This window comes from Bordetella muralis, from assembly GCF_965139205.1.
In the GTDB taxonomy this organism is placed as follows: Bacteria; Pseudomonadota; Gammaproteobacteria; order Burkholderiales; family Burkholderiaceae_B; genus Bordetella_A; species Bordetella_A muralis.
Genome location: NZ_CBCSIU010000006.1, coordinates 96,096 through 112,033, shown reverse-complemented (window position 1 = coordinate 112,033; position 15,938 = coordinate 96,096). Strand labels below are relative to the sequence as shown.

The window sequence follows — 15,938 nt, the reverse complement described above, 5'->3', positions numbered from 1 at the left end:
GCTGGGTGTACCCATCCCGATCATCATTTTGCTAGCCCTATTCTGGCACTGACCACTCAGTGCAGGTGACTTCAACCAAAACAAGGAAATGTCATGCAGAATGATCAGTCCGTGACTTCTTATGCTCGTGACGTGAGCGGCGTAGAGTCGCCACACTCCGCGGTATCGTGGGGCGCCGTCATCGCCGGGGCCGTCATCGCCTCGGCGGTATCGGCGATGTTGGTCATCGGTGGTACAGGACTCGGGCTCGTCTCGATGTCTCCCTGGCGGGACGAGGGAGCCTCCGGGCCGGCTCTCGCCGTAGGATCCATCATCTGGCTCTTCTTCACACACATCATCGCCTACGGGATCGCCGGCTACACCGCGGGGCGGCTGCGTACAAAATGGACGGACGTCCACGACGATGAAATCTATTTTCGCGATACCGCTCACGGTTTTCTGGTCTGGGCATTGAGTGCCGTGGTGGGACTGATTCTTTTGGGCACCACGGTCGCATCGGTCGTCTCGGGCACCGCCAAAGCAGGCGCCACGCTGGCAGGGGCCAGTGCAGGAGCCGTCACCGCAACCGCCGGGCAATCCATGCAAGAAAGCGCAGATCGCCTTTCCCTGGACTATTTCACCGATGCGCTGTTACGTCCCAATGATCCCTTGGTAGCGACGGCCCAAGGCGATGTGCGACAAGAGACGTCACGCATACTCGGTCGCAGTCTCGCTACCGGCGAACTGTCCGAGACAGACCAGGACTACCTCGTCAAACTGATCGCGCAACGTGCAGGCGTAGACGAATCCACGGCCCAGCAACGCCTGACCCAGATCAAAGAACAAGCAGAACAAACCGCACGCGAAGCCGAACAAACGGCCCGCGAAGCCGCCGATGCCACACGCAAGGCCGCTGCCGGCTTCTCGCTGTGGGCTTTTGCGTCGTTACTGGTGGGGGCTTTCGTGGCAAGCTTCTGCGCAACGATCGGCGGACGCGCCCGCGATCGCTAAAGCACGGCTGCTCCTCGATAATGGATGTAAAGTTCCGGTGTCGAGGGCGCCGCCGGACTCGGCTTTTCTCATAAAAAAGGAGGCACTATGGCTGCTGCCAATATTTATGATGCTCTGCGCGAAAGTCATGAAATCCAGCGCTCACTCTGCAGAAAGCTGCTACTCGCAGCTCCGCACAGTGAGCGCCGCCTCGAAATCTACAAGGCACTCAAGATCGAGCTCGCTGCTCACGCGGCTGCGGAAGAACGTTTTCTGTATGCTCCCATCCTGATGGACGACATGGGCCTGGATTCTTCGCGCCATGCCTTGGCCGAGCATCATGAGATCGACGAGTATGTCGAAGACCTCGGCAAGGCCGAAACACGTGGCGGCAGCTGGCTTTCCAAAGCGAAAAAGCTATCCGACGAGGTCCGTCACCACCTGCGCGAAGAGGAAAAGAAGTTCTTCCAGATCTCTGGAAAAATCCTCAGCGAAAGGGAAAAAATCCGATTGGGCCGGGAATATCTACAAGACTATGCCCGTATGAAAGAGAAGCTGGCCAATCAATAACGGAAACCGTCCGCGTATGACACGCAGCGGCCACGCACTGAAGATTCTCAAAACGTATACGTCGTCATCACTGTCCGTCACGACCTGCGCCAGTGCCTGCGTGGTGTCCGCAGCGAGCGCGCGCAACGGAGTGACCCACAGGACACGAGGGCCGTGCGCCGCAGGCGGCCGCGTCACAACGGGCTCTGCCAGCGCCTCCAGTACCGGTCCACCAAATGCCGCCAGCGTCTTGCCACTGCCTGTCGGCGTATGCAACACACCCGATTCGCCTGCCAGATACCGCTGCCACACCTCACGCTGAAATGCGGCTGCCTTCCAGCCACGCGCTTGAAACCACGCGGCTAGAGGTGCGTCCCAGCGACGCGGCCGGCCTGTCATCGCGCCAATGCCTTTAGGGTGTCCAACTGATCTGCCTCGGCCGCCGGCTTATCGTGCCGCCAGCGCAGGATACGCGGGAAACGCACTGCGACACCCGATTTATGGCGCTTGGAAAGGTTGACGCCTTCGAAACCCAACTCGAAAACCTGGACAGGATTGACGGACCTGACCGGCCCAAAACGCTCAAGCGTGTGCGCGCGCACCCAACGATCCAGCGTCAAGATTTCCTTGTCGTCGAGACCGGAATAAGCCTTGGCGACCGGCACCAAGGTATCCCCGTCCCACAAGCCGAATGTGTAATCGGTATAAAGTGTGCTGCGCCGCCCATGGCCCGCCTGCGCATATAACAGCACGGCGTCGACCGTCAGAGGATCGACTTTCCATTTCCACCAATCTCCGCGCCGCCTGCCGCTCTGATATGGCGCACTGGCTCGCTTGAGCATAAAGCCCTCTACGCCGCGCTCGCGCGACTCCTCTCGTAACGTTGTTGCCGCGTCCCAGTCAGACAGTGGAATCAAAGGCGAGAGACATAGCCGCGTATCTGGATTGCGCTGCAACAGCGCTTCGAGTTGACGACGCCGCTCTAACTGAGGCAGCTCACGCAGGTCCCTTCCATTGAGCTCCAGCATGTCATACACCAGCATCCGCACGGGCGCCTCGGCCAGCCATTTCGGGCCTGGCTTCAACCTCTGGATACGTGTCTGCAATGCCGAGAACGGCATGGGCGCGGACGCGTCGTCCTGCCACGCCAGCAACTCGCCATCCAGCACACAATCCGCGTCCAACGCGGCCGCTGCGTCCTCGACCTCAGGAAACCGCCCGTCCAGACGTTCCTCGCCACGCGACCACAGCGCAACCTCGCGATGACGCCGGATCAACTGAGCGCGAATACCGTCCCATTTCCACTCCAGCACCCACTCGTCGATAGATCCCAGACTCGCCGGCTCGCTCTCGAGCGGAGAAGCCAGAAAAAATGGATACGGCTGCTGACGATCCCCCGGCAATTCTTCGGTACTGAGCAATGTGAGCAAAAACGCTGGACTAGGCGTCCACGCGCCCATCATGCGCTGGGCGATGCGGGCGATAGGGACTCCCGACATTTCTGCCAGCGCCTGCTGCACCAGGCGCTGCGAGACACCGACGCGCAACGCGCCCGTCAATAGTTTGTTAAAGACGAGACGTTCGTCAAACGACAGGCCATGCCATGCCGACACGATGACGTCTCGACGCTCGGCCTCATCCCGGTTGGCCACCGGCACCAGGATTTCTTCGATCCACTCGGCCAGGCTGCGTTCGGCAATCGCCTGTTCCGGGTCGGGCACCAACAGGGCCAGCGTCTCTGCCAGATCACCCACCTGTTCGTAGCTGGCCTCGACCAGCCAAGGGGCCGTATTCGAGGCATCGGCTACCCAGGCGCGCAACTCGCCTACCGCTGCGATCTTGCGGCGCGCGCTGGTGATTTTTCCCCCAGCGAACAGAAACAGTGCCCAGGCGGCATCGCGTGGCGGCGCATCGCGGAAATATGCCACCAGGGCTGCCCGCTTGTCCAAGGTGGCAGTAGAGCGGTCCAGATCCTGATAGAGTGCCGCGAATCGTTTCATACACGCCCTAGTTTTCTCCACCCGAAGGTCTAAACAAGACGAATCGCGACATCAGCGCCCTATTCCTCGTCCTCGAACTGCGTCACCAGCGTTTCAGCCGCCACGCCGGCTTCATTCAACGTACGCACCAATGCTCGCGTATCACCATGAGTCGCAATCACGCGCGACGCCCCTGTCTCACGGATCGTACGCAACAGGCCCGGCCAATCCGCATGATCAGAGACCACAAACCCTCGGTCCATGTTGCGCCGCCGCCGATTGCCCCGTAACCGCATCCAGCCGGAAACGTAGCCCTGCTGCGCCTTGCGAAACCGCCGCAACCACGGGCTGCCTGCCGCCGAGGGAGGCGCCATGACCAGCTCACCAGCAAAATTCGTGCCGCCCGCTCTCGCCGCACCATCGGTTTCCATCACCAATGCCGTGTCTGCCATGGCAATCCCCGCCTGCCGATACACCTCGACCCCGGCGGCAATGGCGCCATGCAGATAGACGGGCCGGTCGATGTGCGGTGCGAGTTCCGCGAGCACCCGTTGTGCCTTGCCCAAGGCATAACAGTAGAGAATAGCGACCTCGCCACGCGCGGCGCACTGGTCACGCCATTGCACGATCTCGCGCGCCACATCGGCAGCGGCCGGCCAGCGATAGATGGGCAAACCAAACGTCGCCTCAGTGATGAACGTATCGCAAGGGACGACCTCAAACGGACGGCAAGTCGGATCCGGTTGACGTTTGTAGTCCCCTGACACGACCCACACCTGTCCATCCGCCTCGATGCGTACCTGAGCCGATCCCATCACGTGGCCCGCGGGATGCAACGACACGCGAGCATCGCCCAGCGTAAAAGCCTCGCCATAGTCGTAGGCGCGATAGTCCTGTTCGCCCAGCCTCCATTGCAAAATAGGCAGTCCCTCGCGGCTGGTGTAATAGCGGCCCATTCCCGAGCGGGCATGGTCCCCATGGCCGTGCGTCACCACGGCCGTCGACACCGGCCGCCACGGATCCACATAGAACTGGCCGGCCGGGCAGTAGAGACCTTCGGGGCGCAATTGCACAATATCCGGCATAGAAGTCCCCCCCTGAGCGCAGCGTTCACCCTTTGGCTTTCGGCGCGCTCAAGCTTTTGCTATAGAAGCCCGATTGATCGAAACAGCAGACACGACGCTCTCCCTCGGCGAGCATCTCACACGCATTCTGCACGCGGCGAGCACGTGTCTTGGCCTGCTTGGCAGACTCGATCCAGTGAATCCAGTCAACCCGTGCGAGCGTGGTGGTGTCGTTCCAAGTGGCGCTCGCCTCGGCAGACCCTGCCAACGCCTGCCGCAGGTCATCGGGCATCGCGGGCTCTGGCTCAGGATCGGCCGGCACGATCTGAACCCTAACCGTATCGCCGAATGACGCGGCAGCTGCCTCTTGCAGCGCATGGGGCACTTTGAGCCAATGACTCAACTGGCCGTCAGGCTCGAGCGTTGCCTGAAAAGGATGTCCGTTGAGCGTCCCCTCTACCGACGTCCTGCCCCGCCGGGGCAGCGTGTCGCTGGCGGCTTTGGGCAACACCAGGAACGCCCATGAATCGTCCGCGTCCGGGTTCGCTGGACGCAGCAGCCGTGCCTGGAAAGTCGAAGCATCGGTGTTTGCCATATCGGGATGTCGTTGGATACCTGCTCAATTTATACCACCCGCCACCGCGGCGACCAATCCGACGATTATTCCTTCATGTGAAATTGTGAAGTGCCAAATCAATGGATTCTATATAAATCCGTCCTTAATTAATCTTCGTTAACGGCGCGGCACATGGTCCGGCCACCATCGGAGATACAAATGAAACTCTACCACCACCCCCTTTCCGGCCACGCGCATCGTGCCCATTTATTCGTTTCATTGCTGGGCCTGCCTCACGAACTCATCGAAGTCGATCTCAGCGCTGGCGCACACAAGACCCCGGAATTCCTGGCGCTCAACCCGTTCGGACAGGTCCCCGTCCTGGACGACAACGGTGTTGTCATCGCCGACTCCAACGCGATCCTGGTCTACCTGGCAAAGAAAGCGGGTCGGACAGAGTGGCTGCCTGAAGATCCACAAGGCGCCGCCGCGGTACAGCGCTGGCTGTCCGTCGCGGCGGGCGAAGTGGCATACGGCCCTGGAGCCGCCCGCCTGATCACCGTGTTCGGTGCCAAATACAACCCCGAGGAAGTCATTGCACGAGCGCATACCTTGTTCGTCCGCCTGGAAAAGCAGCTGACCGGTCGCGACTGGCTGGTCGGCACGCATCCGACGATTGCGGATGTCGCCCTCTACAGTTACGTAGCGCGTGCGCCCGAAGGCAACGTCGATCTCTCGGGCTATCCGGCAGTCAACGCATTTTTACGCAGGATTGAGGCGCTGCCGGGGTTCGTGCCCTTCGTACAGACGCCAGCGGGACTCGCGGCCTGAATTCCGCAGCCATTCACCGCATCAAACGATCCCGCACGTTACGAACGAACAAGGACATCGAGATGACCACGAAGCTGTCAACGCTACCGGTATGGCATGCGGGCGAGACCTATCTCCAGGAAAAAGTGGGCGTCGCCGAACGGATGCGCGCCGTCGGCCAACGGGTCGTGCGGGATTACATGCCGGATCAGCATCGTGATTTCTACGCGCAGTTGCCTTTTATCGTGCTGGGCAGTGTCGACGCAGATGACAATGCCTGGGCCACGATTCTGTCTGGCAAGCCCGGCTTCATGAACTCGCCCACGCCGACGACGCTGAATATCACGGCTCGTCCAGACATAAGCGACCCCGCGCATACTGGATTGGGAACCGGCTCGCCGATCGGTTTGCTCGGTATCGAAATGCACACCCGCCGCCGCAATCGGATGAACGGCGTCGTGACGAATACGGACAACGGTCTGCACGTCGAGGTGGACCAGAGTTTTGGCAATTGCCCCCGATACATTCAATTGCGCGATTTCGATTTTGTGCGTGATCCCAATGCGGCGTATGAAGCCGCGAGCGAGGATCTGCTTGAACTCGACCCTGCCGCCCGGTCCATGATCGATACCGCAGACGCCTTCTTTGTCGCCTCGTATGCTGATCGGGAAGACCGCCGGCAGGTCGACGTTTCGCACCGGGGCGGCAAGGCCGGCTTTGTCCGCGTTGACGACGACGGGATGCTCACCATCCCCGACTTTGACGGTAATCTGTTTTTCGCAACGCTTGGCAACTTCATTCTGAATCATCAAGCCGGAATGCTCTTTGTCGACTACGAAAGCGGCGATGTATTGCAGATGACTGGGGATGCGCAAGTCATTCTGGATTCCCCGGAAATCGCCGCCTTCCAGGGTGCGGAGCGTCTCTGGACGTTCCGTCCGCGCCGCATTGTTCGCCGGCGGGGCGCACTCGCACTGCGGTGGCGGCTTCGGGCAGACGGCTGGTCGCCCAATTCGCTGATGACAGGCGACTGGACGCAAGCGGCCGGCCGCTTGCAGGCGAACGAATTGGCCTCGCGCTGGCGGCCGTTTACCGTCGCACGCATCGTCGACGAAAGCGCATCGATCCGGTCGTTCTATCTGCAGCCCGCCGATGGGCTGAGTCTGCTGGCGCACCAGGCGGGCCAGCATCTGCCGATACGCGTCACGCTACCAGCTACGGCCACACCGCTCATCCGCACCTATACCCTGTCGGTCGCTCCTTCCGATGGTGTCTATCGCATCAGCGTCAAGCGCGAGGGCACGGTATCGCAGCACCTGCATGATCATATCCAGGTGGGCGACACCATCGAGGCCCGCGCACCCGCCGGCGCGTTCACCATCGATGCGCACGAAAAACGCCCCGCCGTCTTGCTGGCGGGCGGCGTCGGCATCACGCCGATGCTCGCCATGCTGAAGCATGTCGTCTACGAAGGACTGCGCAAACAGCGCGTGCGCCCTACCGTGCTCTTTCAAGCCGCCCGATCCAAGGAAGAACGCGCATTCGATGCAGAACTGCACGGGCTGGTCACCGCCGCCAACGGCGCAGTCGAGCTCGTTCGCGTCCTCGGCGACGTCACCAATGCAACCTCCGGCCAGGACTACGACGCCGCAGGCCGTATCGACATGGCGTTGCTCACCCGGTTTCTGTCGTTCAACGACTATGACTTTTACCTTTGCGGCCCGCCTCCGTTCATGCAAGCGTTATACGACGGCCTCAGAGGTTATGGGGTGGCCGATCGCCGTATCCATGCGGAAGCCTTCGGGCCCGCTTCGCTCACACGCAGTCCCGATGCAGGTGTCGCAATCTCCGCACCGGCGCGCCTGCCCGCCGCAACCACGCCAGTACCTATCGCATTCCTCAATTCGTTGAAAGAAGCACGCTGGACGCCGGCGTCGGGAACTTTGCTCGATCTTGCAGAAGCACGCGGCCTCAATCCAGAGTACAGTTGCCGCGCGGGCAGTTGTGGCACGTGCCGCACCAAACTGGTCAAGGGCGCCATCACGTACATCAAGACACCGACAGCAGCCGTCGCCGACGACGAGGTACTGATCTGCTGCGCCGTGCCTGCCCGGCAGACAGACTCGGAGGAGCGTATTCACCTCGCTCTCTAAGGAAAAAAATTGCGTCAGGCCACGACGATTTCCGAAACTCGTACTATAGAAACAACGTCGAGATACGGGAGCGCAAAGATGGATCGTTGGCAGGCAATGAGGATATTCGTCAAGGTCGCGGAAACGGAAAGTTTCGCGGCATCAGCCCGTGAACTGCACCTGAGTCCTCCAGCCGTGACTCGCGCCATCGCCGCGCTCGAAGACCTGATCGGCGCACGGTTGTTCGTGCGTACGACCCGTTCAGTCAAGCTGACAGCACCTGGCAAGCGTTATCTGGACGACTGCAAGCGCATCCTGGCAGACATCGTCGAGGCCGAGGCGGCTGCAGCCGGGTCCTATGCCGTGCCTACCGGAACATTGACCATCACAGCGTCGGTCTTGTTCGGGCAGATGTACGTCCTGCCCATTGTGCACGAGTTTCTGAAACGCTATCCGAAAGTCAACGGCCGGCTGTTGTTCATAGATCGCCCCGTCAATCTCGTCGACGAAGGCATCGACGTCGCGATTCGCATCGGCCACTTGCAGGATTCGGGTTTCTCAGCGATCCAGGTCGGCACCGTCCGGCGAGTGATGTGCGGTGCTCCTGCCTATTTTGACGAACACGGTATTCCCGAAGCCCCTGCCGATCTCAAGAACCACCGCATTGCCGCCTCGACCGGCGCGTGGGTTTCACCTGAATGGCGATTTGCCAATGACCAGCGCGTGACCATACATAACTGGCTGCAGTCCAACTCGAACGAAGCGGCCATTGCGACCGCAGTGGCCGGTCTGGCTCTGACCAGAGTCCTGCATTACCAGGTCGCTCCGGCATTACGTGAAGACAAACTGCGGATCATATTGGCCGAACACGAAGACCCGCCCTTACCCATCCACGTACTCTATACAGAGGGCCGACAAGCACCCGCGAAAGTCAGAGCATTCGTAGACCTGGCGGTGTCGATGTTACGTGCGCGCGTTGGCTGACGGCCTTGTTGATGCGCCAGTCGATCGTCAACGGATAGACGGGCTCATCATCACCGCTCCATATCACGCCAGGTATCGTAATCAGGCACCACCATCTCGAAATGCCCGCGCGTGGTGGTGTAGAGCCGGCCAAACATTCGCCCGATCGGATGGTATTTCTCGGGGTCGATATATTTGAGATCTGCATCGAACAGGCCCTCGCGCACATGCATCCGCACGACCTCGCCCAGGGTGATATGCCGATGTGGATTGATCTCGATCATCGCGATCTTGCGGCACTCAAAAGCAACGGGCGCCTCTGCGATGCGTTGAGGCTGCACTACGCTGGATGGCACCAACGTCAACCCGGCCTCGGTCGCTTCGCAGATATCGCGGGGAAAATCGATCGCGCATACATTCATCGCCTGCGCGAGCGCCTCATCGACCAGATGCACGACGAACTCGCCGGTTGCACGAATGTTGATCGTCGTGTCCTTTAACGCACCGCTGCCGCGTTTATCCTCCAGGCCGATCGCCATCACAGGCGGCGCTTCGCCCATGACATTGAAAAAACTGAATGGCGCCGTGTTGTGGCCGGTCTCCTCGGAATACGTGGAGATCAACGCGATAGGCCGTGGCACCACCGTCGACGACAACAATCGATACTGATCTGCGGGAGGTAGAGCCTGAATATCAATGTCCATATTTGTCCTGTGTTCCAGCATTCGCGATGGCCGCAACCCGACGCACACGCAATGCGCTCTTTACGTTCACCTCAATGACCTGCAAGGTTTTCGCCACCCCTCGCTCGGACCTCGCGTTGATCGCGGCACCGTGAAAAACGTGGGTGATACCGCCCGCACACGTCTGCTGTCTCCGCCTTTATCTGGCTCCATCGTCACGTCTCGACGTTCACACCACCGTGCCTTCCGGCAACGACATCAGATGGTCATAGATCTCGCCTGGCCGCGTGATCCATACCTTGTCGGCCTGCGGGTGATTGACGATATGCTCCAGGGCGCGCCGCAAGGCATACAGGCGATAAGGCTGCCCCACAATCATCGTATGCAGCGCGATACCCAGTACGAGCGGCTGGCGCTCGGATTGACGCAGCATTTCCTCGAACTGATGCACGATCATGGTCGCGAACTCTTCGGCGGTGTGATGACGTACCAGAACCTGCGGCGAGTCATTGATTTCCAGCGAATACGGCATAGACATCAGCCGGCCGTTCCGGGTCTGCATCCATATCGGCTGATCGTCGCCGGGCCAGTCCATTTCAAAACTGTAGCCGGCCTCTTGCAACAGGTCTGGCGTCACACGGCTTTGCGACATCCACGGCCCCATCCAACCCCGGGGAGCCCGCCCCGTGTGGCTGGCGATCTTGTCGCGTACGTCTTCGATCAAGCGCTTTTCGTCAGCTTCCCACCATTGCCCCTGACGCTCCGCATTGGTCCGGCCGTGAGCGATGATCTCGTCGCCCCGTGCCATGATGGGTTCAATCACTTCGGGACAGTAATCGAATATCGCCGTGTTCACCAGATGGCAGGCCGGCGCTTTTAATTCGTCAAACAAATCATACATGCGCCATACCCCTACCCGATTACCATAGTCGCGCCATGCGAACGTGCGCGCATCGGGCCCCGGCAACTCATTGGTCATCGCATGGCCCAGCCCACCGCCATATGCGAAGTGCTCGATATTCAGCGCAAAATATATGGCCAGCCGTCGGTCCTCGGGCCAGGAATAGTCGGGACGACGGGTGATCGCTGAATACCCATAGCGACCGTGATGCGGTAGTTCAAACATGGTGAGATCCTCTCGGTCAAAACTCAATATCTGGCGGCGAGCTCATCATTGGCGGCACGAAAACGGGCTACGGCATCCTGGTGAAATGCTCGCTCCTGCTCGCCGTTATCGACCTGTGGCGGTGGCTCCAGATCAAAATTCCCGTAGTCCTTTCCGCGCACCAATGAGGCCGTGAGCCGGGTCTTGCTGATACAGCGCGAACTGGCCGGGATATAACTGAATCCCAACCCCACACGCCGGTAATCGGTGTTGTTGGCTCCCGATGCATGGACCAGAAAGGTATCGTGCAGCGACATCTGACCCGCCCTCACCGGCATGAACTCCGTGTGGGAACGATCAAAGGGCACGTCTACCGTCTGCCCTTTGGACAGCAGAATATTATCGGTATGGTTCTGGCCGTGATGCAGTTGGCCGAGCTTATGTGATCCCGGCACCACCTCCATGCAGCCCGCCTCGATCGGCGCATCGGACAACGCCACCCATGCCGTGACTTGAGTCGAGGGATCGAGACCAAAATAGGTCGCGTCCTGATGCCAGTTGATATAGGCCGAATGATGCGGATTCTTGGGCCAGACAGACAGGTGAAACAGCAGAATATCCGGGCCAATCAGATCCTCGACCGCATCCAGCACCGCCGGATGCCGGGCAATCTCGTCCACCCAGGTAAACAACAGATGAGGTTTGAAATTAAACCCTTTGGTCAGCTGCTGTCCCTGCGCGTTCTCAAATGCTTCCAGTTTGGCGAGATAGGCCCCGGCCTGCTCGCGGCTGAAAACGTCCACCGGACAAACGAAACCCTTATCAGCATAATGATCCACCATCGCCTGCGTGAGTTTCTTTCCCATGTCGAATCTCCAGAATTACGATGCTGCGTGATAGGAATAAAGCGCGGCATAGAGATCGCGTCGCGCCTTGTCTTTGCTACATTGCAGACCAGCCGCCATCGACGTAGAGATGGCTGCCCGTCGTGAACGATGAATCATCGCTTGCCAGGAACAGCGCCGCACGCGCCACCTCTTCGGCGCGTCCTAATCGTCCCATGGCATGCCGGGCCATCCAGCGTTGCCGGCAAGCCTCGGGGTCGTCATGACGCTGCAACGACCGGCGCAGCATGGCAGTGTCAGTCACCCCCGGCATCAACGCGTTGACGCGGATACCTTGTGCCGCATGATCCACTGCCATGGTTTTCGCCAATACCGCAATCGCACCCTTGGATGCGATGTAGGCCGCGTTGTTGCCGCCACTGGAAGCCACCAGTTGCGACCCCAACAAAATTATCGAGCCTCCACCTCTGGCGATCATCGAGGGCAGCACTGCATGCAGCCACAGATAAGTGCCTTTGACATTGATATCGAACACACGGTCCCAGAGCGTCTCCTCTATCGTGACGACCGTGCCGCCAACGGAGACGCCCGAACACGGCATCATGACGTCCACCCCGCCCCATTTCTCGAGGATCCGGGACGCCGCGGCATCGACCTGTCCCGCTTGCGTCACATCGCACACCTCGATCACACACTGACCTGCGTTCGCCTCAACAGCGGCGGCTACCGTCTTTAAGCCCTCCGCATCCACATCTACCAGCGCTACGCGGGCGCCATGAGCTGCAAACAACTGCGCCGATGCTGCCCCTATGCCTGACGCAGCGCCCGTAATCACGGCAACCTTGCCCTGCAATTTCTGATCGCTCATCGTCACACCCCCAAATAAGCGCTGCGTATCTTTGGACTATCGCGCAGCGCCGCAGCATCACCGGTGTCGACATTACGCCCCATTTCCAGAATGACGCCCCGGTGTGCCACGCTCAGCGCCCAATTGGCATTCTGTTCGGCCAGGACGATGGCCAGTTTTTCGGTTTGTTGAATCTCCATCAAGATCTCGCCGATACGCTCCACGATGATGGGAGCCAGCCCCAACGACGGCTCGTCCAACAAAAACAGTTTTGGAAAAGACATCAGCGCGCGGCCGATCGCCAGCATCTGCTGCTCTCCGCCGCTGAGGCTGCCCGCATCCTGTTTATGCCGCTCTTTCAACCGCGGGAAATACTGATAGATCTGTTCCGTGCGCGCGGATATTTCCTGGGCCGACCTGCTGTAGCCCCCTACGCGCAGGTTCTCGCGTACCGTCAACTGCGCAAACACGCGGCGGCCCTCGGGAGAAAAGCCGATACCCGCCCTGAGAATCTCGTGCGGCTTGCGGCCCTTCAGACTGTGCCCTTCCCACTGAATATCGCCACGGGCATAGGGCACCATGCCTAGAATGGCTTTTAACGTACTGCTCTTGCCAGCGCCGTTGGACCCGATCAAGGCAACCGTCTCGCCCGGCGCAATCGTCATCGATACGCTCTGCGTGCCCTGAATGTGCCCGTAGCGCACCTGTAGATCATTGACGCTCAGTAGCGGCATAGGCCTTCCCCAGATAAGCCTCGATGACTTGCGGATCGGCAAGCACCTGCTCAGGCGTGCCTTCGGCGATCTTGCACCCCTGCGAGGTGACAAAGAGCCTGTCGCATAGCCCCGAGATAAAACGCATGTTGTGGTCGATCACCATCACCGAAATCCCGCGGTCGCGCACGCGCGAGATGGTCTCACGCACGTGGTCGGTTTCTTCGGCGCTCAGGCCGGCAACCGGCTCGTCCAGCATGATCATGCGCGGCTCGGCAGCCAGTGCGATGACGATACCCAAGGTCTTCTGATGACCGTAAGGCAATGAATCCGCTTGCGCATCGGCGAGCGAATCGAGCCCCAGCCAGGCCAGCAGACGATCCGCGCGCGCCGCGGCTTCGTCTCGCAACTGCCGCGCACGGGCCGTCGACAGAAAAGTCGCCCAATGGCCTGGGTAGGATTGCAGATAAGTGCCGCGGATGGCGTTCTCGCGCACGGTCTGGCTCTTGTATACCGCCGTCGACTGGAACGTGCGCACCAGACCTCGGCTGGCGCGCTCATGCGGAGGCGTGCGCGTCACGTCCTGACCATCGAAACGAACCTCTCCAGAGTTGGGCAGGATCATCCCGCTGACCAGATTGACGACGGTCGTCTTGCCGGCGCCATTAGGACCGATCAGTCCCACGATTTCGCCCTTATCGACGCTGAAACTGAGATTATTGACCGCCACCAACCCGCCGAACCGCCGCGACAGATTGGAAACCTCGAGCAATCGGCTCATGTCTGCCTCCGTCGGAAAACCGTCGTCACCCCGTGACGAATCAAGGACAGCAATCCGATCATCCCCCCCGGCAATGCCGCCATGACAACGATCAGAATCACGCCAAAGATGATTTGCTGCAGCTCTACATAGCCGCGCAACAGTTCCGGCAAGGCCACCATAAAGACCGTGCCGACGAGCGGGCCCAGCAGGTAATACATGCCTCCCAGCACGTTCATAACGACCATACCCAACGAGACATTCATATCAAAGCCCGTCGGATCGACCGCATGAACCAACTGCGCCGACAGCGAACCCTGCAGCCCCACCAGCGCGCAGGCAATCACAAAAATCATCACCTTCAGCCGAATAACGGGAACACCCGAACTCTCGGCAATCCGGTCTGCCTCGCGCACTGCGTCCATAGAGCGCCCGATTTCAGAGCATAGAATGCGCCAGACGATGCCGATGCACAGCACCGTAATGAGCAGCGAGAAATAGTAGAACGCCACCGGCGACGCAAAAAACGGCAACCCCAATGGGATTTCCTGTATGCCGTTGGCCCCCCCTGTCACCGATTGCCACTCCACAAAGACCAGACGCAATATCTCGCCCAGCAGGAACGTAACCAGCACAAAATACTTACCCGTCAACCGCAGCACAATGGGGCCGATAAGCAGGGCCAGCAATCCCGAGGCCGCGCAGCCTGCCAGCATCGCCAGCAGAAATGGCCATTGCATCTCGACCTGCAGCAAGACACTCGTATACGCCGCCACGCCCATAAAAGCGCCGTGCGCCAACGACACATGGCCAGTGCGTATGATCAGGTTCAGGCTGGCCGCGCCTATCATCGCCAGCACCACCATGGTCCCCAGCGTGATGTAAAAGGAGTTATTGACCACAATGGGCCACAACAACGCCACCACCAGGATCAGCATCGCGATCCAGCCGATACGCGAGAGGCCGTGTTTACGTAGCTTGGGCATGGTTCCCTCTGCTCGGATAGTGCTTCGCCCGCCGATGGGTATGGATTCATTCAGGTTTGCCAAGGAGCCCCCAGGGTCGGAATATCAGCAACGCGACGACCACACCGAACGAGACGAACGACGACACCGACGCGCCATAGAAAGTAGACAGAAAACTCTCCGCAAAGCCCAGCAGCACGCCTCCCAGCGCCGCGCCGGATACGCTGCCCATCCCCCCAAGGATCACCACGATGAATGCGACCATCAACGGGCGATCGCCCATGAATGGCGACAGCGCATAGGTCTGCGCATAGAGGCCGCCCGCCAACGCCGTCATGAATATCGCGATAAAGAAGGCCAGCATGTAAATGAATCGCGTGTTGATGCCTTGCGTGGCCGCGATATCGGAATCGAGCGCCGCCGCGCGCATAGCCAGGCCTTGCCGCGTATGCGTGACGAAAAACCAGAACACCCCCAGCACCACGACAGCGATGCCCATGATGATCAATCGATCCATCGGCAGCAATACGCCATGCACATCGATCATGGTGTCGGTCACGGCCGGCAACGAGCGCTCGTTGACATCCCAGATCAGCACTGCCGCATAGACCAGCGCCATATTCAGGCCCAGCAGCGCAATCATGCTCTGGAACATCTTGTGGTAGAACCAGCGGAATACCAGGCGCTCCAGAACCAGCGCCAACAGCGCGACGACCAGCGCGCCGCCGACCACGGCGATCGGATAGGGCAAACCGTATATCCCGTACAGGTAGTACAGCGCGTAACCGCCCAGCATGGCAAAGGCGCCGTGGGCAAAATTAACGACGCGCATGATGCCGAACAACAGCGTAAAGCCCAATGCAACCAGGATATAGATAGAACTGAGGCTAAGGCCGTTGATGAAGACCTGGCTCAGGATCGGTAAAGAGAACATCGGCGGATCTCACTAGGTCGGACGACTAGATACCGGGCGCCACCGTTCCGAACGGTCGAGTGGC

17 protein-coding genes are annotated in these 15,938 nt (G+C 59.9%); 5 read left to right on the top strand and 12 right to left on the bottom strand.

The window, feature by feature from the left end; translation table 11 throughout:
• Positions 1–93: 93 nt before the first annotated feature.
• Together ACNA0I_RS11495 and ACNA0I_RS11490 are read left to right on the top strand one after the other, a co-directional pair.
• Positions 94–990 (top strand): hypothetical protein, encoded by an 897-nt coding sequence (locus ACNA0I_RS11495; RefSeq protein WP_415806140.1) that lies wholly within the window; start codon positions 94–96, stop codon positions 988–990.
• A gap of 87 nt (positions 991–1,077) precedes the next feature.
• Positions 1,078–1,539: a hemerythrin domain-containing protein gene (locus tag ACNA0I_RS11490; RefSeq protein WP_415806139.1), complete on the top strand. Its 462-nt coding sequence runs from the start codon at positions 1,078–1,080 to the stop codon at positions 1,537–1,539.
• Here the strand turns inward: ACNA0I_RS11490 and ACNA0I_RS11485 are convergent.
• Genes ACNA0I_RS11485 through ACNA0I_RS11470 form a run of 4 tightly spaced genes read right to left on the bottom strand, consistent with a single transcriptional unit; the run spans position 1,495 to position 5,156 of the window.
• Entirely contained in the window at positions 1,495–1,917 is a 423-nt protein-coding gene (locus ACNA0I_RS11485; RefSeq protein ID WP_415806138.1) for a DEAD/DEAH box helicase, read from the bottom strand. The two genes, ACNA0I_RS11490 and ACNA0I_RS11485, sit on opposite strands and share 45 nt — an antisense overlap.
• Positions 1,914–3,518: an ATP-dependent DNA ligase gene (locus ACNA0I_RS11480; RefSeq protein WP_415806137.1), complete on the bottom strand. Its 1,605-nt coding sequence runs from the start codon at positions 3,516–3,518 to the stop codon at positions 1,914–1,916. The genes ACNA0I_RS11485 and ACNA0I_RS11480 overlap by 4 nt, the downstream gene beginning before the upstream one ends.
• 59 nt (positions 3,519–3,577) lie before the next feature.
• On the bottom strand, positions 3,578–4,582 hold the full coding sequence (locus tag ACNA0I_RS11475; protein WP_415806136.1) for a ligase-associated DNA damage response exonuclease: 1,005 nt from the start codon (positions 4,580–4,582) through the stop codon (positions 3,578–3,580).
• Between the two features lie 25 nt (positions 4,583–4,607).
• Positions 4,608–5,156 (bottom strand): YdeI/OmpD-associated family protein, encoded by a 549-nt coding sequence (locus ACNA0I_RS11470; RefSeq protein WP_415806135.1) that lies wholly within the window; start codon positions 5,154–5,156, stop codon positions 4,608–4,610.
• 180 nt (positions 5,157–5,336) lie between these two features.
• Here ACNA0I_RS11470 and ACNA0I_RS11465 point away from each other — a divergent pair, with 180 nt between their 5' ends.
• The 3 genes from ACNA0I_RS11465 to ACNA0I_RS11455 all read left to right on the top strand — a co-directional run bounded on the left by ACNA0I_RS11465 (position 5,337) and on the right by ACNA0I_RS11455 (position 9,043).
• The gene (locus ACNA0I_RS11465; RefSeq protein WP_415806134.1) at positions 5,337–5,948 is read left to right on the top strand and encodes a glutathione S-transferase family protein; all 612 of its coding nucleotides are present in this window, start codon (positions 5,337–5,339) and stop codon (positions 5,946–5,948) included.
• A 62-nt stretch (positions 5,949–6,010) separates the two neighbouring features.
• Positions 6,011–8,080: a 2Fe-2S iron-sulfur cluster-binding protein gene (locus ACNA0I_RS11460; protein WP_415806133.1), complete on the top strand. Its 2,070-nt coding sequence runs from the start codon at positions 6,011–6,013 to the stop codon at positions 8,078–8,080.
• Between the two features lie 78 nt (positions 8,081–8,158).
• Positions 8,159–9,043, top strand: coding sequence for a LysR family transcriptional regulator (locus ACNA0I_RS11455; protein WP_415806132.1), 885 nt, complete (start codon positions 8,159–8,161; stop codon positions 9,041–9,043).
• A gap of 50 nt (positions 9,044–9,093) precedes the next feature.
• Here the strand turns inward: ACNA0I_RS11455 and ACNA0I_RS11450 are convergent, their stop codons facing one another.
• The 8 genes from ACNA0I_RS11450 to ACNA0I_RS11415 form a co-directional block, all read right to left on the bottom strand.
• Positions 9,094–9,726, bottom strand: a complete 633-nt coding sequence (locus ACNA0I_RS11450; RefSeq protein WP_415806131.1) for a flavin reductase family protein — start codon at positions 9,724–9,726, stop codon at positions 9,094–9,096.
• Positions 9,727–9,934: 208 nt separating this feature from the next.
• Entirely contained in the window at positions 9,935–10,831 is an 897-nt protein-coding gene (locus tag ACNA0I_RS11445) for a polysaccharide deacetylase family protein (RefSeq protein WP_415806130.1), read from the bottom strand.
• A gap of 23 nt (positions 10,832–10,854) precedes the next feature.
• The gene (locus ACNA0I_RS11440; RefSeq protein ID WP_415806129.1) at positions 10,855–11,676 is read right to left on the bottom strand and encodes a phytanoyl-CoA dioxygenase family protein; all 822 of its coding nucleotides are present in this window, start codon (positions 11,674–11,676) and stop codon (positions 10,855–10,857) included.
• A 76-nt stretch (positions 11,677–11,752) separates the two neighbouring features.
• Positions 11,753–12,523, bottom strand: a complete 771-nt coding sequence (locus tag ACNA0I_RS11435; RefSeq protein ID WP_415806128.1) for a glucose 1-dehydrogenase — start codon at positions 12,521–12,523, stop codon at positions 11,753–11,755.
• 2 nt (positions 12,524–12,525) lie between these two features.
• Positions 12,526–13,236 carry an ABC transporter ATP-binding protein gene (locus tag ACNA0I_RS11430; RefSeq protein WP_415806127.1) on the bottom strand — a complete coding sequence of 237 codons (711 nt, stop codon included), beginning with the start codon at positions 13,234–13,236 and terminating at the stop codon, positions 12,526–12,528.
• The gene (locus ACNA0I_RS11425; protein WP_415806126.1) at positions 13,214–13,996 is read right to left on the bottom strand and encodes an ABC transporter ATP-binding protein; all 783 of its coding nucleotides are present in this window, start codon (positions 13,994–13,996) and stop codon (positions 13,214–13,216) included. Before ACNA0I_RS11425 ends, ACNA0I_RS11430 begins: the two co-directional genes overlap by 23 nt.
• The gene (locus ACNA0I_RS11420) at positions 13,993–14,961 is read right to left on the bottom strand and encodes a branched-chain amino acid ABC transporter permease (RefSeq protein ID WP_415806125.1); all 969 of its coding nucleotides are present in this window, start codon (positions 14,959–14,961) and stop codon (positions 13,993–13,995) included. The genes ACNA0I_RS11425 and ACNA0I_RS11420 overlap by 4 nt, the downstream gene beginning before the upstream one ends.
• Before the next feature lie 46 nt (positions 14,962–15,007).
• The gene (locus tag ACNA0I_RS11415; protein WP_415806124.1) at positions 15,008–15,874 is read right to left on the bottom strand and encodes a branched-chain amino acid ABC transporter permease; all 867 of its coding nucleotides are present in this window, start codon (positions 15,872–15,874) and stop codon (positions 15,008–15,010) included.
• Positions 15,875–15,938 lie beyond the last annotated feature (64 nt).